General features: G+C 59.2%; 14 protein-coding genes and 8 pseudogenes. 12 read left to right on the top strand and 10 right to left on the bottom strand.

Annotated features, from left to right (window positions below):
• Positions 1–174 precede the first annotated feature (174 nt).
• Positions 175–378 (bottom strand): annotated as a pseudogene (locus tag LPJ38_RS37710) (integrase core domain-containing protein); the annotation flags it as partial.
• Between the two features lie 240 nt (positions 379–618).
• Between LPJ38_RS37710 and LPJ38_RS37705 the strand changes: the two are divergent.
• The 4 genes and pseudogenes from LPJ38_RS37705 to LPJ38_RS37690 all read left to right on the top strand — a co-directional run.
• A pseudogene (locus tag LPJ38_RS37705) lies at positions 619–1,020 on the top strand (IS110 family transposase); the annotation flags it as partial.
• Between the two features lie 373 nt (positions 1,021–1,393).
• Positions 1,394–2,280: pseudogene (gene panB / locus LPJ38_RS37700) on the top strand (3-methyl-2-oxobutanoate hydroxymethyltransferase).
• Positions 2,234–3,099 (top strand): annotated as a pseudogene (gene panC / locus LPJ38_RS38205) (pantoate--beta-alanine ligase). Before panB ends, panC begins: the two co-directional pseudogenes overlap by 47 nt.
• 510 nt (positions 3,100–3,609) lie before the next feature.
• Positions 3,610–6,726, top strand: a complete 3,117-nt coding sequence (locus tag LPJ38_RS37690) for an efflux RND transporter permease subunit (protein WP_028153850.1) — start codon at positions 3,610–3,612, stop codon at positions 6,724–6,726.
• 274 nt (positions 6,727–7,000) lie between these two features.
• Here the strand turns inward: LPJ38_RS37690 and LPJ38_RS37685 are convergent, their stop codons facing one another.
• Positions 7,001–8,008 carry a GDP-L-fucose synthase family protein gene (locus LPJ38_RS37685; protein ID WP_095424407.1) on the bottom strand — a complete coding sequence of 336 codons (1,008 nt, stop codon included), beginning with the start codon at positions 8,006–8,008 and terminating at the stop codon, positions 7,001–7,003.
• A complete protein-coding gene (gene gmd, locus LPJ38_RS37680) occupies positions 7,980–9,065 on the bottom strand; it encodes a GDP-mannose 4,6-dehydratase (protein WP_014498053.1) in 1,086 nt (361 codons plus the stop codon). The genes LPJ38_RS37685 and gmd overlap by 29 nt, the downstream gene beginning before the upstream one ends.
• 1,332 nt (positions 9,066–10,397) lie before the next feature.
• Between gmd and glmS the strand changes: the two genes are divergently transcribed.
• Complete coding sequence (gene glmS / locus LPJ38_RS37675) at positions 10,398–12,224, top strand: glutamine--fructose-6-phosphate transaminase (isomerizing) (RefSeq protein WP_011084447.1); 1,827 nt, start codon at positions 10,398–10,400, stop codon at positions 12,222–12,224.
• A gap of 320 nt (positions 12,225–12,544) precedes the next feature.
• Here glmS and LPJ38_RS37670 read toward each other — a convergent pair whose 3' ends face one another.
• Together LPJ38_RS37670 and LPJ38_RS37665 are read right to left on the bottom strand one after the other, a co-directional pair.
• A complete protein-coding gene (locus LPJ38_RS37670; protein WP_018647867.1) occupies positions 12,545–12,778 on the bottom strand; it encodes a cold-shock protein in 234 nt (77 codons plus the stop codon).
• An 840-nt stretch (positions 12,779–13,618) separates the two neighbouring features.
• Positions 13,619–13,975 carry a hypothetical protein gene (locus LPJ38_RS37665; protein ID WP_028182256.1) on the bottom strand — a complete coding sequence of 119 codons (357 nt, stop codon included), beginning with the start codon at positions 13,973–13,975 and terminating at the stop codon, positions 13,619–13,621.
• A 376-nt stretch (positions 13,976–14,351) separates the two neighbouring features.
• Between LPJ38_RS37665 and LPJ38_RS37660 the strand changes: the two genes are divergently transcribed.
• Positions 14,352–14,762 carry a tyrosine-type recombinase/integrase gene (locus LPJ38_RS37660; protein WP_011084450.1) on the top strand — a complete coding sequence of 137 codons (411 nt, stop codon included), beginning with the start codon at positions 14,352–14,354 and terminating at the stop codon, positions 14,760–14,762.
• 17 nt (positions 14,763–14,779) lie between these two features.
• On the opposite strand, the gene LPJ38_RS37655 is transcribed toward LPJ38_RS37660, so the two are convergent.
• Positions 14,780–15,097, bottom strand: a complete 318-nt coding sequence (locus LPJ38_RS37655) for a hypothetical protein (RefSeq protein ID WP_011084451.1) — start codon at positions 15,095–15,097, stop codon at positions 14,780–14,782.
• 453 nt (positions 15,098–15,550) lie between these two features.
• Here LPJ38_RS37655 and LPJ38_RS37650 point away from each other — a divergent pair, with 453 nt between their 5' ends.
• From LPJ38_RS37650 to LPJ38_RS37640, 3 genes and pseudogenes are all read left to right on the top strand, one after another.
• A complete protein-coding gene (locus tag LPJ38_RS37650) occupies positions 15,551–15,850 on the top strand; it encodes a type II toxin-antitoxin system RelE/ParE family toxin (protein ID WP_231088546.1) in 300 nt (99 codons plus the stop codon).
• A gap of 51 nt (positions 15,851–15,901) precedes the next feature.
• A pseudogene (locus LPJ38_RS37645) lies at positions 15,902–16,207 on the top strand (HigA family addiction module antitoxin).
• Positions 16,208–16,799: 592 nt separating this feature from the next.
• The gene (locus LPJ38_RS37640) at positions 16,800–17,012 is read left to right on the top strand and encodes a hypothetical protein (RefSeq protein ID WP_225005521.1); all 213 of its coding nucleotides are present in this window, start codon (positions 16,800–16,802) and stop codon (positions 17,010–17,012) included.
• A gap of 954 nt (positions 17,013–17,966) precedes the next feature.
• Here the strand turns inward: LPJ38_RS37640 and LPJ38_RS37635 are convergent.
• Positions 17,967–18,164 (bottom strand): annotated as a pseudogene (locus LPJ38_RS37635) (transposase); the annotation flags it as partial.
• A 505-nt stretch (positions 18,165–18,669) separates the two neighbouring features.
• On the opposite strand from LPJ38_RS37635, the gene LPJ38_RS37630 reads away from it, so the two are divergent.
• Both LPJ38_RS37630 and tnpC read left to right on the top strand, forming a co-directional pair.
• Complete coding sequence (locus tag LPJ38_RS37630; RefSeq protein WP_026312792.1) at positions 18,670–19,158, top strand: hypothetical protein; 489 nt, start codon at positions 18,670–18,672, stop codon at positions 19,156–19,158.
• 85 nt (positions 19,159–19,243) lie between these two features.
• Positions 19,244–19,806 (top strand): annotated as a pseudogene (gene tnpC, locus LPJ38_RS37625) (IS66 family transposase); the annotation flags it as partial.
• Positions 19,807–19,877: 71 nt separating this feature from the next.
• Here the strand turns inward: tnpC and istB are convergent.
• The 3 genes and pseudogenes from istB to LPJ38_RS37610 form a co-directional block, all read right to left on the bottom strand.
• On the bottom strand, positions 19,878–20,609 hold the full coding sequence (istB, locus tag LPJ38_RS37620; RefSeq protein ID WP_014497992.1) for an IS21-like element ISFK1 family helper ATPase IstB: 732 nt from the start codon (positions 20,607–20,609) through the stop codon (positions 19,878–19,880).
• Positions 20,610–20,617: 8 nt separating this feature from the next.
• A pseudogene (istA, locus tag LPJ38_RS37615) lies at positions 20,618–21,994 on the bottom strand (IS21-like element ISFK1 family transposase); the annotation flags it as partial.
• Positions 21,995–22,122: 128 nt separating this feature from the next.
• Complete coding sequence (locus LPJ38_RS37610) at positions 22,123–22,911, bottom strand: hypothetical protein (protein WP_223153754.1); 789 nt, start codon at positions 22,909–22,911, stop codon at positions 22,123–22,125.
• A 322-nt stretch (positions 22,912–23,233) separates the two neighbouring features.
• Between LPJ38_RS37610 and LPJ38_RS37605 the strand changes: the two genes are divergently transcribed.
• Positions 23,234–24,010 (top strand): EAL domain-containing protein, encoded by a 777-nt coding sequence (locus LPJ38_RS37605; protein ID WP_014498043.1) that lies wholly within the window; start codon positions 23,234–23,236, stop codon positions 24,008–24,010.
• Positions 24,011–24,273: the final 263 nt, after the last annotated feature.

The following is a 24,273-nucleotide window of genomic DNA, read 5'->3' as shown; positions in this document are numbered from 1 at the left end:
CCCGAGCCGTCAGTAGTTCTGAACGCCTCACCCCAGAATGACCCACACCACACGTCGATGGCTGCTTGCCGCTGAAGTGCTCCCGGAAACTAGGCCAGCCATTGCTGGAATTTCCCGGGGTTATGCAGCGAGACCGAACTTTGGACCATCCAGAACTAGAGTTTTTCGCCGTGATCACGTTGGCGGGCTGGATGCGCCGACGTGGTTTTGCAGCAAAATCGGCGGTCGATTGCCGATCGCGCCATGGGGCCGCTCTTCGTTGTAGTATCTGCGCCAAGTCTCCACTTTTTGCTGGGCGTCCGCAAGGCTGAGGAACCAGTGGGTGTTGAGGCATTCGGCCCGGAAGCGGCCGTTGAAAGCCTCGATGAACGCGTTATCCGGCATGATGTAGCCGGTGTCCCGTGTTTCCAGACTCGATCTAGCCCATTAGCGTAGACCGATCCGGGCCTCGGGGCACCGGGAGCACGCAAGTGCGGGCAGGCCGTCGCACTGACATGAACTGCGAGTTCGAGGTCGTTATCTGGCCGCCCCTGCGACTAGCCCGGATGCGCTGCGAGCGCGGATCCGTAATTGTCGTGTTGCCCGCAGCTCCCTTTCGCACTGACCATGGAGGGAGAGATGCGCATCATTGGCATGGACATCCATCGCGTGGCGGCCGAGGCCGTGGCGCTGCTCGAGCGACATCTAACGAAGCTCGGCCGCATTCCCATGACTCGTGACAGCTTGGAGGCTTTCGCCAGGAAGGAACTCACCCATGATGATCACGTGGTCGTCGAGGCGACTGGCAATGCCGCGGCCGTTGTCGAAGTTCTGGCGCCGTATGTCGACCGTGTTGTCATCGCCAACCCGAAGCAGGTGCGGTTGATCGCGTACGCAAAGATCAAGACGGATGCGATTGATGCCGCCGTGCTCGCGAAGTTGTACGCCACCGGATTTCTTCCGGAGGTCTGGGTACCCGATCAGCGCACTATGGCCCTGCGACGGCAAGTTGCGCGCCGTACGCAGCTCGTGCGTCAGCGGGTACCCTCGATCCACATCCTTATTTCGAAGTGGCCATTCCACCGATGGGCTTGTGGAGATATGGAACAAGAACTCCTATGGGCGACTTCGACCTATGTCATTCTCGCGCACGTGCCTCGCGATGGTGTGTTCTCAACGGCGCTGGTGCGCGGATCCACCAAGCCCATACGCAACTCACTTTTTGCCCTTTGTCCTTCTTGGACAGCGACGAAGAGCGGATTGACGCTGAAGAATTGTAGCAACCAGACTGCTGATCGCGTGGGATACTCGATCAACTCGAGCGCTGGGGATCGCTATAACTTTGCAATAGGCGGCGAGTTGGTTGAAGTTCAAAGCTTTGTCAGTTCGCAGCTAAAAATCGAACTGAGTTCAAATGAGTCGCGTTTCGGAGCAACCGGTCGACCGCATCACAATTCCCCTCCTGCAGCGGTGGAAGCAGGACGGCCGGCGTCTAGTCATGACGACTGCCTACGACGCGGTTGCGGCGCCTATCCCGGATCCTTCCATCGATATCAGTCTCGTCGGTGACAGCGGGGGTAACGTCTGCCTTGGATTCGAAAACACGCCTCCAGTAAGTGTTGCGATGATGAACCATCACCTCGAAGCCGCCGTACGCAGCAAACCGCGTGCCTTGCTCGTCGCCGATATGTCCTTTCTTAGCTTCCACGTCAGCGTTGAGGAGACCATACGAAATGCTGGCGGATTTCTGCAGCGAGGAGCAGCTGCGGCGAGACTCGAGGGCGGTGGCAAAAGAATCGAGATGGTGCGTGCCATTGTCGATTGCGAGATTCCCGTGATGGGTCATCTCGGTCTTATTCCGCAGAGCGTTAATGTCATGGGCGGCTTCAAAGTGCAGGGCCGCAAAGTGGATGAAGCGCTGCGTTTGCTCGATGATGCTCATCGTCTGCAGGAGGCCAGCTGTTTCGCTTTGGTATTGGAGGGCACTCCGGCTGAGCTTACTGCTCGAGTAAGCGATTCCTTGACAATACCGACGATCGGAATCGGCTCGGGCCCAGACTGTTCAGAGCAGGTGCTCTGTTTCATGACGTGCTGGGCCAAACCGAAGGTCATCGCCCCAAATTCGTTCCCGCCTATACGGAAGGCTTTCAGCAGTTCCATGATGCGCTTTCGCGCGGGGCAGCGGATGTCCGCCGTGGCGCGTTCCCCGGCCCGCAAGAGTCCTATCGGCTTCCCGAAGGCGTTGGGGAGGCAATTGCCAACTGGGCGCCATCCACCTCAAATTATCACGAGCGTCGCTGAACTTCGCCGCACTCTCGCAAAATCCCGCAGTGCCAATCAAAGGGCCGGATTGTGCCGACGGTGGGCTATCTCCACGATGGCCACCTGGCGCTGATCGCAGCGAGCCAAGCAAAATGCGATGTGACCGTCGTCAGCATCTTCGTTAACCCCACTCAGTTCGGAGCAAATGAAGATCTCAGCACCTATCTGCGCGACTTCTTGCGCGATGAAGAACTGTGCCGGGATCTGGTGTTGCGATCCTCTTCGCGCCCGATGCACAGGAAGTCTATCCGAGCAATTTCGAAACCTTTGTTGGACCTGGCGACCTCGCGAAACCTCTATGCGGCGCTTTCAGGCCCGAACATTTTCGCGGTGTGGCGACTGTCGTCTGCAAGTTGTTCAACATGGTGCAGCCCCACGTCGCTTTTTTGGCCAGAAGGATGTTCATTAATGCGTAGTCGTGCGTCGCATGGTGGTTGATCTCAATGTCCCGATCGAGATCGTCACCGTACCGACGGTTCGTGAAAAGGATGGGCCCGCCATGAGTAGTCGCAATCGCTATCTCAGCTAGGAAGCGCGCAGCAGGCCCTTGCAATCAACCAGGGGCTGCCCGCGGCGCTCGATGATTTTCGGTCTGGAGAGTGCAACGTACAAAAGCTGATTGCGGCTGCCAAGGCATTTGGAGGCGGTTGACACATTGCAGTATCTTGACTTATCGACGGTGACACGCCCAAAACCGCCGATAGTCCACTGCGACTCCCCGCGGCGCTATGTACGGCCGCCTACGTTGGCTCAACGCGTCGGATCGACAAAGTGGTATTGGCGTTGCCAACTCGGTAGCGCAAGGCGTGGACAAGCCAGAGCGCAGCTTATTGAGCTGACAGAAACGCTCAAAGCACTGTTCCGAGAGGCATATCGAACTGGCAGCAGAGGGCAAGCCCCGAGACGGCTTTGTTCGGCGAGTTAGCGAAGCGATAGCGGGCGCGCACTGAATATGCGGGGCTAAGAATTTGTGTTTAGCAACTCCGCAAGTCTTGCGACGGTGATCAGCGGCGAACTCGATAAACCTTGGTATAGTGCTTTGCAGCCGATGCTATATCACTCACTTACCTTTGTAGAGTTGAGTACCGGTCAGGTCGTTTGTAATTCCGATGTCGAAGTGCGAAGCCTGAACTAATGCCCGGCTAGAAGTCGTTGCGTTCTAATCAACTATTCTTGTCGGGCCTTTCGCCGATAAACGCAAAAAGGGCACGAGCTCTACAGCGGGGGCTCTAGCACAGTCGCCGCATTGCTGACCATTGCCTTAAAGTTGGTGGCAGATTTACATCCCAATCCCGAATACGAGTTGACATGACATTTACCGCGCTTTTCATCAAACGTCCGGTATTGTCAATCGTCGTGAGTTTCCTGATCTTGCTGATCGGCTTGCGCGCCGCGGTCCTACTGCCGATCCGGCAATATCCGAAGCTAACCAATACGGTCATCAATATCACGACTGCCTATCCTGGCGCCTCGGCCGACATGATCCAGGGGTTCATCACCACTCCCCTGGAGCAAGCAGTCGCGTCCGCCGAAGGCGTCGACTACATCAGTTCCTCGTCTATGCTTGGTGTCTCGACTATTCAAGTTTACATCAAGCTGAACTTCAATCCAAACGAAGCGCTCACGGAGGTGCTCTCCAAGGTCAACTCAGTCAAATACCTGATCCCGAAGGAATCAAACGATCCAGTCGTCACGAAGTCGAGCGGTCAGACGAATGCTGTCATGTATATCGCTTTCTCCAGCGATGAGCTAGCGGCCAGTGCGATCACCGACTACCTCACGCGCGTCGTGCAACCGGTTATCTCAACCGTCGACGGCGTTTCAGCGGCTGACATCCTAGGCGGCCAGAGTTTTGCGATGCGGCTATGGCTAGACCCTGCGAAAATGGCTGGGCATGGCATATCGCCGGCTGAAGTTTCGGCTGCAATCGCAGCTAACAACTTCCAGGCTGCGGCAGGCCAGACCAAGGGCTATTTCACTATCTCCGATGTCACAGCAAATACGGATTTGCGGAGTGTTGACGATTTCAAGCGTATGATTGTCAAGGCGAATGACGGTGGCTTTGTGCGCATGGAAGACATTGCGGTAGTCGAACTTGCCGCGCAGATGACGGACACTACCGTCACGATGAACGGCGACCACGCGGTCTTTGTCGGCGTGCAAGCGAGCCCGGAAGGCAATCCGCTAAACATAGTGCGAGGCGTTCGGGCGCTGTTTCCTGAAATGGAGCGTAACCTGCCGCCGCCGCTGAAGATGAAAGTGGCCTACGACTCATCCAAGTTTATTCAATCATCGATCGACGAAGTGAAGAAGACGCTCATTGAGGCCGTCGTGGTTGTGGTCGTCGTGATCTTTCTTTTCCTGGCCTCGCTGCGGTCCGTCATCATTCCTGTGGTTACTATTCCGTTGTCTCTCGTTGGTGTCTGCAGCATGATGCTGGCGCTGGGGTTCTCATTCAACCTCCTGACGCTCCTTGCGATGGTTCTCGCGATCGGCCTCGTGGTCGACGACGCAATCGTGGTGGTGGAGAATATTCATCGCCATTTAGAAGAAGGAGCGGCTCCGCTACAGGCTGCTACAAGGGGCGCGCGCGAGATCGTCGGTCCGGTTATCTCCATGACGATTACCTTGGCTGCGGTATATGCCCCGATCGGATTCCTTGGCGGCCTCACCGGTGGCCTGTTCCGCGAATTCGCGTTCACGCTGGCAGGAGCGGTGATCGTGTCCGGTGTGGTCGCTTTGACGCTGTCGCCCATGATGTGCTCTCTCTTCCTGAGGCGCGCCAAGGGGGGACGATTTGCAAGGCTTGTGAACCGCGGGTTCAGTGCCGTAACACGATGGTACGGCCGCAAGCTCGACCGTTCGCTCGACTATCGCCCAATTACCGGCCTATTTGCGCTGACCATGTTGGGACTTGTCGGCTTTCTCTATATGCATATTTCCAAGGAACTAGCGCCGGAGGAGGATCAAGGTATCATATTCGCGCTAACTAAGGCGCCGAAATACGCCAATATCGACTACCTCGACTATTATGGCACCAAGCTTGAAAGCGCGTTGAAAAAAGTTCCAGAGACTGACTTGAGCTTCGTGTTCAATGGCATTGGCGGCCAGCAGAGTGGCATGGCCGGCATGTTGCTCAAGCCTTGGGACGAACGCAAGCGATCATCGATTGTACTAAAGTCGCTTGTTCAGGCCGAGCTATCCAAAATCGAAGGCATCAACGCGTTTGCCTTTAGCTTGCCTCCGCTGCCGGGCGGTTCTGGTGGCCTACCAGTCCAGATGGTGATCAATTCGACTCTTGGCTTTCAATCCATCCACGAGCAGATGTCAAAGTTGAAGGATGCCGCGCAGAAGAGCGGCCTCTTCATGGTGAGCGACTCCGACCTCGAGTTCAACCAGCCGGTGGTACGAATCAAGGTTGATCGATCGAAGGCTAACGAGCTTGGCATCACCATGCAGATCGTCGGTAACGCGCTCGCCACCTTACTTGGGGGAAATTACGTCAACCGCTTCAATCTGCAGGGCCGCTCCTACGAGGTGATCCCGCAGGTGCCGCGAGAGGAACGGCTAGTGCCGCAATCAATCGGAAGCTATTATGTGAAGACTGCGACGGGATCGATGCTTCCGCTGTCTACCGTAGTCTCCACCGAGACTGCGACCGATCCGAATGCGCTCACCCACTACAACCAGCTCAACTGCGCGACCTTTCAGGCCGTGCCGATGCCCGGCGTCACGATCGAACAGGCCGTGGATTTCCTAGAAGCCGAGGCGAAGAAACTGCCCCCAGGCTTCAGTTACGACTTCCTGGCCGACGCCCGCCAGTACGTGCACGAGGGTAATCAATTGGCGATTACCTTTGCATTTGCCCTCATCATCATATTCTTAGTGCTTTCGGCGCAGTTCGAAAGTCTGCGCGATCCGCTCATCATCATGATCAGCGTGCCGATGGCAATGGTCGGCGCCTTGATTCCGCCGTTCCTCGGCTGGGCGACCATGAACATCTACACCCAGGTTGGACTGTTGACACTGGTCGGGTTGATTTCAAAGCACGGCATCCTAATGGTTGAGTTCGCCAATGAGCTGCAGTTCAAGGAGAGATTTGACCGTCGCTCGGCTATAGAGATGGCGGCGCGTGTCCGACTGCGCCCAATCTTAATGACCACGGCGGCAATGGTCACGGGCTTCATACCCTTGTTGACGGCAACCGGAGCTGGCGCCGCGAGCCGGTTCTCGATCGGACTCGTTCTCGCCGCTGGCATGTCTGCGGGCACGCTGATCACGCTATTCGTGCTCCCGGCGGTCTATGTCGCGATCGCGTCCGATCACCGTGGTAATGGGGGTGTCGTCCGCGCGAACCTCGCCGAGCGCGACTTCACCAGCGCTGCTGATGCCGAGGTAACAAAGCATGACCATCAAATCATCTAGGTTTGCTAGTGTGACGCGCGAAGGAGCTTAGGACCACTTCACGGTTCTTTACACATCGAGAACTTCGCGTGCTTGGTGCCAAACTGGGCGCATCTTTTCGGCGGTTAACAGTCGGAGATCCGCTGCTGCCGCCCCAGGTTAAAGCGGCGCCGGGTATTCACGGAGACCTGACGCCCAAGCTCGACCAAAGGAGAATCGGTGCTCTCTTGATCAAAAAGGAGGGCTGACAGATCATCGCAAGGCTCAGCCCCTTCGGAACATTGCTCGATATGATCTAGCCGGTGATGCAGGCTGCCTTGTCGAGAACGAGCAGATCACTCTGGAGCCGTCCGTCTCTCTCAGCGCAAAACACCCGGTATGCCAGCTGAATGCCTTCCGTGAGCGAGGTGGTGGCTCGCCAGCCGAGTCTGGACAGCCGACTAACATCCAGCAGCTTGCGCGGCGTTCCGTCCGGGCGCGACGTATCCAAGCTGATTTCACCGCGAAAGCCGACGGCGGCCGCGACCATCAGTGCTAAATCGGCGATGGTGATGTACTCGCCGGTGCCGATATTGACCGGTTCCGGCGACGAATAGGTCTTCATCAGGTGCACGCAGGCATCCGCCATGTCGTCGACATAGAGGAACTCGCGCCGGGGCGTGCCGGTGCCCCACACGATGACGCGCTTCGCTCCCGAAACCTTCGCCTCGTGGAAGCGGCGGATCAGCGCGGCGACGACGTGGCTCAGCTCGGGGTGATAATTGTCGCCGGGGCCGTACAGATTGGTCGGCATCACGCTGATGAAGTCGCTGCCATACTGGCTGCGATAGGCCTCCGCCATCTTGATGCCGGCGATCTTGGCGATCGCATAGGGCTCGTTGGTCGGCTCCAGCGGACCGGTGAGCACGGAATCCTCGCGCAGCGGCTGCGGCGCCAGCTTCGGATAGATGCAGGACGAGCCCAGAAACATTAGCTTCTCGGCGCCGTTCTGATGCGCGGCCTGGATCACGTTCGCCGCAATCGCGATGTTGTCGTAGATGAACTCGGCGCGCAGCGTGTTGTTGGCGACGATGCCGCCGACCTTGGCCGCGGCGAGGAAGATCACTTGCGGCCGCGTCCTGGCGAACCAGTCGAACACGGCGGCCTGGTTGCAGAGATCGACCTCGCGCCGGTCGACCGTGACGAGCCGCACCTCCTCCCGTGCCAGCCGGCGCACCAGCGCGGCTCCGACCATGCCGCGATGGCCGGCGACGTAGACGCTCTTGCCCCTCAGCTCAAACGGTGCGTTTGCCACTGGCCGCATCCCGTTTTGTCTCCGCCAGATCGCTCGTCATCATCTCCTCGACGAGCTGGGCAAAGCTGCGCTTCGGCGTCCAGCCGAGCACCTCGCGCGCCTTGCTGGCGTCGCCGACGAGAAGATCGACCTCGGTCGGACGGAAATAGGTCGGATCGATCTTCACCACAATCTTGCCGCTCGTCTCGTCGACGCCGGTCTCCTCGACGCCCTTGCCGCGCCAGGCGATGCGACGGCCGACATGGGCAAAGGACAGCTCGACCATCTCGCGCACCGAGCGCATCTCGCCGGTGGCGAGCACGAAGTCGTCGGGTTTGTCGGCCTGCAGGATCTTGTGCATGCCCTCGACATAGTCCCTGGCATGGCCCCAGTCGCGCTTGGCTTCGAGATTGCCGAGATAGAGCGTCTGTTCCAGCCCGACCTCGATACGCGCGACGCCGCGGGTGATCTTGCGGGTCACGAAGGTCTCGCCGCGGATCGGGCTCTCATGGTTGAACAGGATGCCGTTCGACGCGAACATGCCGTAGGCTTCGCGGTAGTTCACCGTGATCCAGTAGCCGTAGAGCTTGGCAACGCCGTAGGGCGAGCGCGGATAGAACGGCGTCGTCTCCTTCTGCGGGATCTCCTGCACCAGGCCGTAGAGCTCGGAGGTCGAGGCCTGGTAGAACCGCGTCTCCTTCTCCATGCCGAGGATGCGGATCGCTTCCAACAGGCGCAGCACGCCGATGGCGTCGGCATTGGCGGTGTATTCCGGGCTCTCGAAGCTGACGGCGACGTGGCTTTGAGCTGCGAGATTGTAGATCTCGGTCGGCCGGATCTGCTGCACCAGGCGGATCAGATTGGTCGAATCCGTCATGTCGCCATAGTGCATCAGGAACGGAACGTTGCCGACATGCGGGTCCTGATAGAGGTGATCGACGCGCGCGGTGTTGAACGAGGACGAGCGCCGCTTGATGCCGTGCACGACATAGCCGAGCGACAGCAAATATTCGGCGAGATAGGCGCCGTCCTGACCGGTCACGCCGGTGATGAGAGCGACACGCCCCTTTGAGTTGCGAACCGTCATGGTCTTCCTTAGTTGCACCGGAAAGAGCTGCACTCTGAGAAATCATTGCGAAGCCGCTTCTCGAAAAGATCGATATGCGGATGCGCGCTCCATCGCAATTAAAGGATACGCTCGGCAAGCCAAGTCATACACCGGACTCAGGAAAACACACCATATACATTGATTTAGGTGGACTGAATGATGCCGGCGCATGAGCTTCAAAGATGAAAGTCGAGCGAACCCTCGCAACGGCGACGATCCCAAGCAGGCGGGATGGATGGTAGGCCCTGTTAGACGCGCTCGGGGGCGCTTTGCCTCCTCGCGATATTTCTGGGGTCCTTATCTTTCCACGCGCGCAGGTATGTTTTCCGTTTGGTCCCTCATGGCGCGGAAGAGTGACGTGGTGAGACTTCCGACTAGAAGACGCAGCCTTCGCGGCTCATAATCAGCGCCGCTTTGCTAATTGCGGGTAGGCAATGGACGGCCTGATGCAAAACAGAATGAGAAAGAAAGGCAAACGTTGGTATAGACTTTGTAACGTTTCGATATCGAAATCTTACGTTCGTACAATGGAGCTTTGATGCCAGTCCTCTAACTTGACCGGGCATAAGTTGCCTCTGTCCAATCATGAAAAGTCTCTTAAACCCTCATCGCAAGTGTGTTTCCAGCAAGTCGGGAGCAGCTGCGCAAAGAGATGAGCAGGGACTATGCGGAACGTGGGCAGATCTCATCTTTCTGTCTGAAATGGAGCGAAGCCCAGACGAAGCGTCACTCGCCCGGGAGAATGATTAGTGAGACGCGAGGACTCAGTTGTTGCCATATTGACCGTGCCCGGCAAGCTGGCATCGCTTCTCGCTTCTTCTGAGAACACAAACTGCGTCCTGAAATGGCTCCTCGGTGAGAGTGAGCCAAGCAAGATAACCTGCTTCACCGTAGGATAATTGGCTTTCCGTTCTGTTCGAATGCCCTCAATCTATGGAGCGAGACTATTTGATACATCTTGGCAGCGGCTTGTTGCGCCGGCGACAGTTAGTGAGGCCGTCGAGCGAGCCTGTTTGGGCGGACTTGGATGCGCCGTGCAGGCGCACTAGCGCATCTGATTCTGCTTCAGGCAGTCACGCCAATGGCGATGGCATCGCAGTGTTTCTTCGATCGGCCAGCCAAAAGCGGAATCTAGCTGGGCGAAGCGATGATGGCCGGGAGATCTAAATGAGGCCAGAGAATGCGGCGGTGATAACGGCGCCCGCTGAAAATCCCGAACCTAAACCTGTTACCTTTGGGCAAACGAAGTTTGCGACGGTGCTCCTGTTGGAGGAACGTCAGACTTCTTGAAGCTGGGCTGCATGGATTGATATGTGTGGAATTGTTGGCATTTTGGGCCGTGGTCCGGTCGTTGATAAGTTGGTCGCGTCGCTCAGGCGATTGGAATATCGTGGCTACGATTCCGCGGGCCTCGCAACTCTCGAAGGAGTCCGGATCGAGCGCCGCCGCGCCGAAGGTAAGCTGAGGAACCTTGAGGAGCAGCTGCGCTATTGTCCGCCGTCGGGGCATGCTGGCATCGGTCACACCCGCTGGGCGACTCATGGAAAGCCGACCGAAAGCAATGCTCATCCGCATGCGACGGAGAATGTCGCGGTCGTTCATAACGGGATCATTGAGAATTTCCGCGAGCTGCGAGCCGAGTTGGAGCGGAATGGAGCCGGCTTTAACTCGGAGACGGACACCGAGGTAGTGGCGCATCTCGTCGATTCCTATCTCAAGAATGGCTACTCGCCGCAGGATGCGGTACAGGCGTCACTGCCGCGACTGCGTGGTGCCTTCGCGTTGGCATTCCTTTTCAAAGCGAACGACGATCTTTTGATCGGTGCTTGCAAGGGCTCGCCGCTCGCGATCGGACATGGTCGCGGCGAAGTGTATCTAGGCTCGGACGCAATTGCGCTCGCACCTTTGACCGACACCGTCACCTACCTTGAAGACGGCGACTGGGCCGTGCTTACGCGCGCAACGTGCGTGATTTATGGTGCAGACGGCTCTATCGTCCAGCGGGAAACATCAAAATCTGGCGTATCAGCGCTCCTTGTGGACAAAGCGAATTACCGCCACTTCATGGCCAAAGAAATTCACGAGCAGCCGACAGTGGCCGGCAAGACATTGGCGCATTATCTCGATGTTGCGGCCAAACGCGTCGCCCTGCCGCTCGCGTTGCCCTTCGACTTTAATTGCATTCAGCGCATTTCAATTACTGCGTGCGGCACGGCTAGCTACGCTGGGCACATCGCCAAATACTGGTTCGAGAGGCTCGCGCGTTTGCCTTGCGACGTCGATGTAGCCTCTGAATTCCGCTACAGGGAGGCGCCTTTGCGCCGAGGCGATCTCGCAATAGTCATCTCGCAATCGGGCGAAACCGCTGACACATTAGCTGCCTTGCGATACGCCAAGGGCAAGGGCTTGCATACGATATCTGTGGTTAATGTACCGACGTCGACGATTGCGCGCGAGAGCGAATCCGTTTTGCCTACCCTGGCAGGGCCAGAAATCGGCGTCGCTTCCACCAAGGCATTTATCTGCCAGCTGATGGTATTGGGGGTGCTTGCCGTCAGAGCAGCTAAGGAGCGGGGTAAGCTGTCTGAAATCGATGAATCGCAGCTCGTGCGCGAGCTCATTGAGGTGCCGCGATTGATTGCTGCGGCCCTGTTGGTCGAGCCCCAGATTGAGAAGCTCGCGCGTTATATCGCCGGCGCGAGGACAGTACTCTATCTCGGTCGTGGCACATCGGCCCCCTTGGCCTTGGAGGGCGCGCTCAAGTTGAAGGAAATTTCCTATATCCACTCAGAGGGCTACGCCGCCGGCGAGCTCAAGCACGGCCCGATCGCACTGATCGATGAGGCTGTGCCTGTGGTGGTGATCGCGCCTTACGACGAGGTCTTCGAGAAGACCGTCTCTAACATGCAAGAGGTGGCCGCTCGGGGCGGCAAGATCATCCTGATCACCGATGCGAAGGGTGCGTCTGAAGCGATGGTAGACACGCTCCTGACCATCGTGCTGCCGGCAATGGTCGCAAGCTTTACGCCGCTGGTCTATGCCATTCCGGTCCAGCTCTTGGCTTACCATACCGCGGTCGCAAGGGGGGCGGACGTGGATCAGCCGCGTAATCTTGCAAAATCGGTCACGGTGGAATGAGGCTGGAGAAGTTAGTATCAAAGCATTGAGGTCTCGGCCTCGAGCCATTCGGCGCGGGTTTGGTGGCCTAGGTTCTGCGGGGACGGAATCCGACAAGTTCCCAATCCGGGTCGCTCGTAGCTGTCGTGCGGTTTTGGTGAACTTAGCTGATGCTGCCATCAGCCTCGTATAGCAGAATCGACTAGCCTAGGGGCGATCCGGGATGTTGCACGACTGGGACGGCGTTCATCACGCCCGTCCACAGCCCTGTTGCCCTGGTCGCCATCGACCGGAACAGGTGGTCGTCATCGATCGGAAATGGTGGTCGCCATCAATCGGATTCACTGGTCGCCATGCCCCGGAGCGCGCAGCCTGACTTCGACGGCTCTGTACTTCGAGCGCTGTTTATTGAAACGAATACCGAAAGTCACGCGCGTGCCGGACACCAGATCAGCCCCTGCGCAGCCGCGAAGGTCCGATATGTGCACGAACAAATCCTTGCCGTCGCCATAGTCAGGCCGAATGAACCCCCAGCCCTTTTCAACGCTGTACGACACTACTGTTCCGGTGCGCATGTTTGTTCCACGGTCTTGCGGCTCGATATCGCCGCCTACTACTCCGGAGCTGCGGGTGCACTTTCCGTTCCTAACTCGGCGGCGACGAGCGCGAGCGAAGATGAGCGCCACCACTTGAAACATCCTGACTCACCTCGCCTCACAGCAAACCGGCGGGGCGGACCAGGCGCTAGAAGCGACGAGCCCGCCCCTAACATTACCGCATCTGGAGACTCGGTGATGCTGCCCAGGACCGAGCAAGGGTCGTGCCGAATCGAGAATCGGAGATTCTGCAGGCGCTTCGTGGCGGGCTACAGGGTCAAGGTGTTCGCTTTGGTCTGAAAACTGATGGCCGACGGGGGCACTGTCCGTCCCAGTTGGTCCCGCCGAACTTCGGACTGCAGGCTCACGCTCGCGCCGCCAAATTGCCCCGACAACGTGCTGCCCATCACGGCCCAGCGCATTCTCTTGCACGCCCGGCCTGTACGCGATGGCGGCATTCATCCGACCTGCTAAGCACACAGAAATTTCGCTGGCGTATTGAACAGCAGGCAAGCGGGCCTTTTAATCGATCGTCTCCCTTCGGACGCGCACCCGTTCTCCAACACGCCGTGCGCGATTGAGGCTCGAAAACTACGCAATCACGAGCTCGACCATCTCCATCTCAGAATCACTGAGCCTCACGAGGAGGAGCATTCGCATGGGTAGTCGAGCAAGTAGCGAAGCTGGACTGGGGTGATTGTCAGGCTTGCCAAAGGTGCGTTCACCTCGGAGGTAATAGAGCGCCATCGACCCTATTTCACGCTTGGCGAATTGCTCAGCTAGCCGCAGATGACGGCCCGCTCTAAATGATCTTATCTCTCAGCCTTTGCTGAACGATTTCGACCAGAACTGCTCCGCGAAATCCAGATGGCACTTCATCACGTCCGAGGGAGTTTTGGAATTGGCAAGATTCTTCAGAAGATTGACCTGAGCGTGCAGAGAGGAAGCAGCCAGCTTTGACCCGTCCTTCAACGCCGCAGCGAACAGGTCTGTTGTCTCTTCGAGGGATTTTTTCCATTCCGGAGACGCAAATGAATGGCTTGATGCAGCCCTCGCTGATTCTCCAACATCGTGCGTGGTGCCTCCCGCTTCAGAGGCTGAAGCCTGGGCGGCCCGTTCGGGCTCTGGATGGGTCTTCCGTTCGCGTTTCTCGTATTCGGGACTTCTCGCGGTCATTCAACGTCTCTCCGTCTAAACAGGATCGCAGCTCGCTGCGTGGTCTAGATCCGACCAAGAGCTTCGGAAAGTACCACAACCGGCAACATGTCGAACCTATCTCATTTGGTAGCACTTGCTCATCGGGATTGCTTAAGCGGATATCCGCACCATTTGCGGGGTATGCGAACGACCGCGAGATTTGACTGAGAATTTCCTGCACGGCATGAAGAAAGTTGGTGGCAAGGAAGTCGAGAAGGACCGCGTTCTAACACTCGACGAACTGAAGCCTTCTTTGCGATCCTCAACGATGAGGAAGCGGGCATCACGGATGGAACGCGCTTGGCGCTGAAAGTCCGTATTGCTGACAGCCCAGCGCCGGGGCGAAGTCGCGAGCATGATGCGTTCCGAGCTTCACGGCCTACACGGGGAAAAGCCCCACTGGATCATTCCCGCTGTACGGACGAAGAACAAGAAAGCGGAGCACACAGTCCCGCTCTTCCCGACTGCCGTCAAGTTGATCGAGGCGGCCTTGGAGATCGGCAAGCCAGAGAAGGGAGAGGACCAAGGCAACAGACCCGTCGTTGCCAGTCGCTTCGAAAGCGTTGGGGTGCTTGCGAGCCACTGTATGAGCCAGGCTGTGCGGCGCTTGTTGGAAGACAATGAGCTGGTAGCCTTTACGCCCCATGACCTCAGGCGTACAGCCGCGACCATCGTTCATGCGTCTATGCGCGATGGCATATGTTCGAAGAGAAGCGAGAAGCGATTCCAGCGGATTGAAAAGCATTTAATCACAATCACCGGTTAGCAAACTTCTGCGACACTTCAGCTCCCCTCTCGTCTGTATCGAGCCAGTGCTGTCCGCTCCTCTGCGCTAATGCCCATGAATGTTACGCCGTTGTACCCGCCGTTTGAAAGGGCAGATCGCACGTCATCCGTCGAAGCGCCGATATCGTAAGCGATGTTAGCGAACATATATTGCTGGGTGTCGCTCTCATTGTTCGCGATCTGGGTATTAAGGTGATTGGCGGCGCGATGCGCAACCGCGTTATAAACCCGCTTTTTTTGCGCTGCAACTTTCGGTTCACGCCACTGTAGTATCTGAGTTTTGGTTTGACGGGGAACCGAATCATGATCAGGCACCAAACACGCCAGCGCCCACGAGACGCCCTCTAGAAGAGCGCGTATGCGTGCAGCGATCTTGCCTGCCTCCTTCGGCCCAGGTTGAGTTTCACGCTATCGAGTATGCCCAACACTGCCTGAGCCTCCTCGGCATCAAACGTCGCGACTTGGCGATCTGCCGGGCTCAAAGACTGATCGGCGGCCCGGGCCTGATTGGCTGCAAGCACCTCAAGCGCTTGCGACCGCAGGGCTGTGATCTGCCGAAGATTTCGAGTGTTGATTGTCACCGCCCATTCGGACCCACAGTAGATAGCTGCACGTGACTCGGCGCTTTGACGTGAACCGAGGAAGCGCTGTCCCTACCACTCACCGCTAACTTCACCATGGTCAGCCCAAGCAGCGGAAGAAGCTAACCGGGATGCATATTCGGCGAACGCCCCTATCACAACTACCAGGATTGGTCGTAGCCAGCGCTTGGCGATCAGTTGTGATCTTAGGCAGTATGGCCGCGCCACTAGCGGCGAACCGGCTGCGTCGACAAGAGAATGCACAAGCGCATCGCGCTCTCATCCTGATTGTCGCGCTATAGGAGTTCGTCTCGATACGCTCAACGAAGCCGTCAACAGTTCCGAACTGAAGCTGACAGGCAACGATTTCCACAAGCTGGCCGGAAAGTCCGTGCGCTACACGATTCACATCAATGGCCCGTGGTGCATCACATTCGAGTTTGAAGGAAGCGATGCATTCAAGGTTGACTTTGACCAGTACCACTGAACGCAGAATACCGAATAAGCCATGAGGGCTCCGACATGCTGGAGAGCATCAATGGCAGAGCAGAAGGCTAAGCGCGATCCTAACCGCTGCCCGTCTCATCCGGGCGCCGTCCTTGATGAAATTCTACAGTACATCAGGAAGTCTAAGACCGAGATTGCAGAAGCGCTGGGATTCCAGGCAGCATCTGCACGACATCCTCGCGGAGAAGAAGCCGGTCAGTCCGAACGTGGCCGCCCGGATTGGAAAGCCGGTCGGCAACGGCCCGGCCATCTAGCTTCGTTTGCAGGCAGCCCCCGATGCGTGGCACGCCGACGCGAAGTTGATGTCAGCGAGATCAAGATGCTGGAACCGGCTTAGGGCGACGAGTCCGGGTGCGGGGTCGCCCAAACGGTGTCGCAAGCGATGGTAGCCAGCCCGTCCTCGAAGACAGGGGCTGGCCACCTTTACGCCCGAGAGGTTCAAATTCCCCAAGGTGCTACCATTGTATGGTGGAGAAGAACTGGAGAGCACCTACCAGTACCGGTGGGGTGCCGCGCCCCGCGTGCATGTCATATTGAAGCGCTCGGCCCGCAACTGTTCGAGCTGGCTCCGCTCATAGGAGTAACCGCCGTGCCTAGGACCGATGTGGGGGCGGCAATCCAAGCATTCACGGACTACGCCCGTAGGCCAAGCCATACCCCGGCAGAAGACACCTACGGGCCACAGCGAACTGAAGAGCAGCTGGCCGCTCGGCGATTCCGGGTTGAAGTTATCTGCTCAAAAATGGACGCGGTGGCGGAGTGCCCTCTTTCGACCTTAGCCGAATTCGAGGCGCTCAGACGCGAGATGGGAAAAGATTTTCCCCCAACGCCACCCGCTTTACTCAACCATGTAGTGGACGCATTTTTACGTTGTGGGTCCTACCCGCGCGGCCGGATGACCGACCCTTAATCGTGGACGGAGCCAAATGATGCTTGGCACGTTCTCGCTGCACAAGATCGACCACGCTATACGCGACCTAGAACAAAAAGTCGCCCACGGCGCGGAAATCAGCCGCGAGGAGCTTGCGAGCGGACTGCGGATTACGAAGCATCTTCGAGATGAACTCGAAGTGGCGCTCAAGGTGATCGATGGCCTAAAGGATCATACCGGTCCCGGGTCGACAGGCCGCTCAAGGTGGTAGCCGCGACCTAAACAGCGGGAACGTTAGCGGCCACGTGGCTCGGCGCCCGCTTGGAGAAAAAGCGCTCTCCCTACCACGCGCCAGCCTCAAACAGCGGAAGAAGCTGACGGTGGGATACATTCATCGCAAAAAGCCGTGGCACAACTACCAGAACCGGGGTTGCAGCCTCGCGGGGCTCGGGGATCAGCCTCAGATCGCAGGCAGTGCGGGTGAGACTCGGCGCCGTTCGGTTGCGCCGGAGCGGACGCTGTCCCTGCCCCGCCCGCACTGCCGATAGTTAGCGGTCACGTGACTCGGCGCTCAAGTAACCCCCACGCATACACAGGGGAAGCGCTGTCCCTGCCACGCGCCGCTAACCCCCACACGGCCAGCCTCAAAGCAGCGGAAGAAGCTGACCGGGAGGTCATCGCTCGCAGAACGAGCGTAACTTACAGAACCGGGAATGGCCCGTGATTTAGAAGCAGTGGGCGCGACACGGTGCCGACCGACCAGGGGGGCTGAGTTGAAGCACCTGGCGCATCCGCACTGCTGGTGAGTTTAGCGGAAGGTGACACTCCACCCCACTGCTCTGGAAACCACAGCAATGTCCGTGCCACCCCCGCTAAACCCAACAACCAATTATTGGGACTAGCTTACTGAAAGCTGACGAGACTGCGCGCCCATTCACAAAACGAAAAGCGGCCCACGGGGCCGCTTGCCGTGGAGACAATAAAGACGTTCAGGCCGCAGACGAAAGGCGTTCGGCTCGCTTACGATCAGCGGCAGCCGCACCACGACGACGGCCCGGATCGGCAGTTCTGTGCGTCAAGTTCAGCAAAATCGATTATGGGATCCGGCCGAGCCATCCCCTCGGAGCCGCCGTCGCTCGCTTGCGCAAAAGCGTAGCCCTGGCGAGCGACGGCGGCGGAGAGGGGGGCGTGCATCCCCTTGGTGGGCCTGAGCATCGTCAGGCCGCCGGCGTAGCGCCTCCTTGTGCTCCTTCGGCAGATCCATGTTTAGATGGCGATGGTCCTCGAGCCAGGCCTCATGGCGCTCGACGGTCAGCGCCCGTACCAGCCTTAAACAGCTCTCGGCATTGGGGAGGATTCGCACGACATAGGTTCGCCGCCTGATCTCCTCGTTGAGGCGATCGAGCAAATTGGTGAGATGTCTCGGTGCCAACGTTCCCGCTGCGGTGTTCTACATCGTGGAGTATGGTGCGACCATCGGGACAGCGGCACCGGGAGCACGAAGTGCGGGCAGGCCGATGTTATTCCAGAGCCGAGAGCTCGAGTTAGTAGCTGGCGGCCGCCTCCGTGATGGGCTCGAGTATCCCGAGGTCACGCGGGTCGAACTCGATCGAGCGGCGCCCCCTCCACCGGCGTATCGGCGCGGCCCGCGCCCATCTGCGCCATGTGCATCGCGATTCTCCGCGCGCGCTCACCTGCTGCGGACCTCACCATCGAGATCGAGCTCGGAGGGGGATGGCATCCGCTGCGAGACTCATGCCCAGGGCACGGCCGTCGAGAGGTGTCCGGGGCTGGAGAACATCTGCATTCTGCAGCGCGTCGTCGGTCATAAGGTCACCTGCAGGCGGTACGATCGCGCGAACGATGTTCTTGTCGATATCGCCCCTCCAGCCTGGAGGTCGGGAGTAATGAGATGGGGAAGTAATGACATGGATTGGCGCCGCGACCTCATGCTGTGGCACCCGCGTCTGTTCCTCACGACGGCCGAGGAGCCTAGTCGCTCGTTCGGCTACCCGCACTGCGAGCGAGGGTGGCAGGATATCCTGGTCCGGCTCTGTCGCAGGATCGAAGTCGCGCTCCGCGACGGCGAGACCTTCGAATTCGTCCGCATCAAGCAGAAGATGGGCATCCTGCTCGTCGACTGGGACACCGAAGCCTCGAAGTCCACCGAGTCCGCGATCGGCCATGCAGTTGACCTGGCCGTCGCCCGCTCCGCCTGCACCTGCGAGATTTGCGGCGCGGAAGGCCGGCTGCATGCCAACAAAGGGTGGCTCGAAACCCGCTGCGCAGAGCACGCGGCCGGCGATCCAGTGCCGCCCCACTTGGGGCAGGGCTTCGACAACGTCCGCCGGCTGCGCCGCCGGCGAGGCCAGGCCAGCGTTTACTACGCGCTTACGACCGCGACGCCGACACTTTGACCGAGGTGCCGCCGCCCTCGCCGCAGCAGGAGCGCTAAGATGGCCAGATTTCGCTGTAGCGCCTAGGACCAGCAAGGCGAGTTCACCTAGCCGCGCCGGCGAATGCGCCGTCCGGCATCTCAATGGCTATCGCGGCATCCTCCAAGTGGATGGCTACGCCGCCTATAACAAGCTCGCGCGATCCGATCGCGGCGATGATGGCATCACGTTGGCCGGCTGCTGGTCACACAGCCGGCGCAAGTTCTATGAGCTGCATGTTGCAGGGAGCTCGGAAGTGGCAACGGCGACGCTCGAGCGGATGGCGAAGCTCTGGCAGGTCGAGAAGACCGTGCGCGGTCAAAGCCCCGACGCCCGCGTTGCCGCGCGCCAGCAAGCCTCCGCGGCTGTCGTCGCAGATCTCTTCGATCTCTGGCAGCAGACCTTGCGGCGGATCTCCGGCAAATCAAACTGGCCGAGGCGATCCGCTATGCTGTCTCGCGCCGTGCCATCTTCGAACGCTTCCTGCTCGACGGCCGCATCGAGCTCGACTCCAACATCGTCGAGCGCGCCATCAGACCGCAGACAATTACAAGAAAGAATAGCCTGTTCGCGGGCAGCGACGGCGGCGGACGAACCTGGGCGACCATCGCAACACTGCTGCAGACTGCGGATTTCACGGATCGTGTGCATCGATTTCGCGCGATCGTGAGCACTGAATTCAGACGATCGTGAGCAGCCCGCTACGGCCGATGGGAGATAGAGTCAGTGTTCTGGTTGCCGTCAAGGGTGATGGTTTTGGCGCTGCGTTTTCGCATGCTTTCTCCGGTGAGCTGGAGGCGGTGGGCGTTGTGGACGAGGCGATCGAGAATGGCGTCGGCGACCGTGGGGTCCCCAATGGCTCCATGCCAGGTGTCCACGGGGAGCTGACTTGTGACGATGGTGGATGCGCGGCCATGTCGGTCCTCGAGGATTTCGAGCAGATCGCGGCGTTCCGCGGCGGTGAGCACCGATAGTCCCCAATCATCCAAAATCAGAAGCTGAGCGCGGCCGAGGCTTTTGAGGAGTCGGGCGTAGCGTCCGTCTCCGCGCGCGAGCGCGAGCGCCTCGAACAGCCTTGGAACGCGATGATAGAGGACTGATCGGTTGTCGCGGCAGGCCTTGTGGCCGAGCGCGCAGGCTAACCAACTTTTGCCCAGGCCGGTTGCCCCGGTGACGAGCAAATTCTCGTGGCGATCGATCCAGCGACCTTCGACGAGTTTGGCGAAAACGGCGCGGTCGATGCCCCGCGGGGTGCGCAGATCGACGTCCTCGACGCAAGCAGTCTGGCGCAGTGCGGCGATCTTGAGGCGCGTGGTGAGCCGCCTGGTGTCGCGTTCGGCGGCTTCGCGGTCGACCAACAGGCCGATGCGATCTTCGAACGGCAGGGCTTCGAGATCGGGCGATCGGCGCTGCTCCTCGAAGGCCTTGGCCATTCCGGTCAGTCGGCGCCGTAGCTTTTGACGAGCGCCAGAATGCCAAGGCAGGTTCGAAAGCCTTGTTCTGGATGGGGCCGGGCGTCGATCGCGGCCTGGAAAAACGCTGCTGTCGAAGGACCGATCCGCTCGCCGGCGGCGATCACCGCGGCGGGGGTCCATTCGCCGTAGCGGCGATGGGCGCTGGGCATGTGGTCGGCGATGGTGGTGTGTCCGCGTCGGTTGGGCGCGCGGGCATGGCTGGCGATCCGCTGGCCCTTGTGGAAGATCTCGACCGTCCGATCGTCGATACGGGCATCGACCAGCTCGCCAATCAGACGATACGGCGCGGAGTACCAATGGCCGTCGACCTCGACATGATAATCGGGAGCGAGGCGGCAGCGCTTCCAGCGTGCGAAGGCATAAGGCTGATCTGGCAGCGGGGTTAGCTTGGGTTTGTCGAGTTCGGCAAACAGTTCGGCGCGGCTTGAGCCGAAGCCACGCATTTGACGAGCATTGAGTTCGTCGACGAGTGTCTTGATGCCGGCGTTGAGCTCGGCCCGGGAAAAGAAGCGCTGATTGCGCAGCCGGGCCAGAATCCAGCGCTGGGCGATTTGCACCGCGACCTCGACCTTCGCCTTGTCTTTTGGGCGCCGCGGCCGTGCGGCGAGAATGGCGGTGCCGTAATGGCTCGCCATCTCGGCATAAGTGCGATTGAGGCCGGGATCGTAGCGGTCGGGGTTGCTGACGGCGGCTTTGAGGTTGTCGCAGACCACGAACGTCGGCGTTCCGCTCAAAAACGTGAACAAGTTGACGTGGGCCCGGATCCAGTCGGCCAAGCTCTCGCTGGGGCAGGCCTCGGCGTAGGTGTAGTTCGAAGCGCCCATCGCCGCGACGAACAGCTTCATCGGCTGCACTTCCCCGGTCAGGGGATCGACGATGTCGATGGTGTCGCCGGCGAAATCCACGAACACCTTCTCGCCGCCCAGATGAATCTGCCGCATCGAAGGTCGGACCCGCCCCTTCCAGGCCTCGTAGGTAGTGCAGAACCACGTGTACCCGAAACCGTCGGGATTAACGGCGCGATACTCCTCCCAGAGCAGGCGACGGGTTACGTTGCGCCGGCGGAGCTCTTTATCGATGTAGCTCCAGTCGGGCACCGGCCGCTGCGGGCTCTGAGACGCTGGTCGTGGGGCCGGGAAAAGCAAAAGCTCCAGGTCTTCATCGGTCATTCCCTCCGGAAGCGGCCAGCTCAACCCAGCAGAGCGGGCGCGGCTCAGGTAGCTGTGCACAACGCCGTTGCTGACGCCCACGCTCCGCGCGATGGCCCGCTCTGGCAGGCCTTGAAAATGTTTTAACCGAAGGACTTCCTTGATCCGGCGCATCGACAATCTCTGGGTAGGCATTGGACTTCCTCGTTAACCACGAGGTCATCCCTAAGCCGGTTGAGTTGTCGGCCGAAGCGCTGCAAGGCTCCGAAAGCCTTGCTCACGATCCCGCGAAATCGTTGCTCACGATCCCCTGAAATCCGCGCTCACGATCCCGCGAAACGCGCATGAAACTGACGAGAACCGCTTTGCTGGGCGATTTCCCGCCTGTTGCGTTGCGTAGCTTCGGCATTCACAACGAATTCGCCATTGGAAAGCATTGCGGGAATGCTGTCCGAGACGCTTGTCCCAGCGCCGGAGACGAAGCCGCCGGTGCTAAAGCTAGGTGTCGACATAGAGCTGATCGCGGCGACCTTGGCCATACCGGCAGCGAGCACGCCCGCAGCCAACGCATCATTGAATGGCGGCACGGCCGATGCCAACGCCTTCGTGAAGGCGGTGTAAGTGTTGATCCTTGCCTCGACAATGCCGAACGCTTTAGCCGCCGTCGCCATAGCCATGCTGTGCTTGCCGAATTCCTGCGAGAGTTGTGCAAATTCGCCCGCCATGGAGGCGCCGGCGGTGTTCCACGTCGATTGGGCGTTCTCCGCTAGCCTTTGTTGCGCATCCAGGAATTGCTGCGCACTGATCGTATTGGCGTTGAATTGCGCTTGGATCTTAGGCTCCTGTAGGTAACTCTCAGAGGGAGTCAAGTTCGCTTGGATCGTCTGGAGCCCGGCCAGCGTCATGGCGTATTCCGAAGTCTTCTGCTTCAGCAGGTCGAGCTGCACCTGCTGCGCGGCGGTGATCGCGGTGTTGTTCGCCCGCGCGATCGACTCCGTTTGCAATTGCAGCTTCATCGCCTCCATTGCGCCGGGAAGCAGTCCATAGGTTGCCACCTCGGCCTTCATTCCCTCCGGCGACTTGCTTTGCGATGCAATGAACTGATCGACCACGTTTTTTCCGCCCATCACCGAAAAGTTGAAATCCTTCTGAGTCTTCGATGCCTTGTCCGTCGATGCAGCCGCGGCTTCCTGGGGACCGCGCTCACCGCAGTATCGACCGCGATGAAGGCGCTCGTCACCAGTGGGGTGATTGTTTCACGGCCGCCTTCGAGAAGGTGAAGGGCGGCATCGCTGGGATTGAGGAGACGGCAAGGCGCCGTGTTCAAAGTCGCTCGCCAAATACATCTCAACCGTCTCCGGTTGCGAGCCCTTCCACAAATTGTCGACGATTCTTGCGTCATTGATGCCGCTCGAGCCCGCACCGAGCCCGGCAGTGGATGTGCCCGAAGCGCTGAAAGCCAGCTCGCTCGAGCTGTGGTATCAGCAGAAACTTCATCTCCGGACATTGGTTCCGAGCGGCGCCGAGGCGCTGATCCGGATGCGCCATCCCGCATGGGGCGTCGTGCCGCCTGCCTACTTCATCCCCGACGAAAGCGATCCGCATTTTCATGCGCTGTCCGAGTTCGTGATCGCGCGCGCGATCGAGGACTGGCGCTATCTGCTCGGGCAGATCGGACCGGTCGATCTCTCGATCAACCTGCCGATCTCGTTTCTGGCCGACGATGCTGCGGTGCGCGAGCTTTGCTACCGGATTCCGGATCATGCGGCGTTCGCCGGCCTGCTGATCGAGATCGACAGCGCCGAGGTGATCGACAATCTCGACCTGGCGATCGATGTCGCCCGGCGCGTTCGCCTGCACAATATCGGCATCTCGATCGACAATGTCGGCGCGAAGTGGCCATCCTTGCTGGGATTGCCGAACTTTCCGTTCGTCCAGCTGAAGGTCGACCATCAATACGTCACCGGTTGCGCGGATCAGCGCCTCAAGCAGACGGTGTGCCGGCGTATCGTCGAGCTCGCACACGACTCCGGCGCGCAGGTTATTGCGCAGGGGGGCGAGACGCGCGCGGACTTTCTTGCCGCACATGAGATGGATTTCGATCAGGTCCAGGGTTACCTGTTCGGCAAGCCGATGGGCGTCAAGAAGTTCGCCCGCTCGCGCACGCACTTCTCGGAGAAAGAGCCGATCGTCCTGACGCATGGCGCCTAGTCAGGCGCGAGTGTCGCCATCGATCGCGCGCAGCGCTTCGCCGCGGGCGATCAGGCGCTTTGTGTGAATCGGCGGATGGAATGACCCTGCCCAGATTAATGATGTCAACGGCTTAACGTGCCGATCGGCGCCGGGCCCCGCGCCAACTCACATGCTGACGGCGGTCGTCTTCCCCTCGGCTTTGCTATGCACTTCAAACTCGAGAGATCGATTCGTTCAGGATAATGTCCTGAATAACGAGATAAGCCGTACGGCAGTTGCCG

Origin of the sequence: Bradyrhizobium daqingense (assembly GCF_021044685.1) — a bacterium.
In the GTDB taxonomy this organism is placed as follows: domain Bacteria; phylum Pseudomonadota; class Alphaproteobacteria; order Rhizobiales; family Xanthobacteraceae; genus Bradyrhizobium; species Bradyrhizobium daqingense.
The sequence above is the reverse complement of the archived record's forward strand: the minus strand, read 5'-3'. Positions and strand labels throughout refer to the sequence as shown.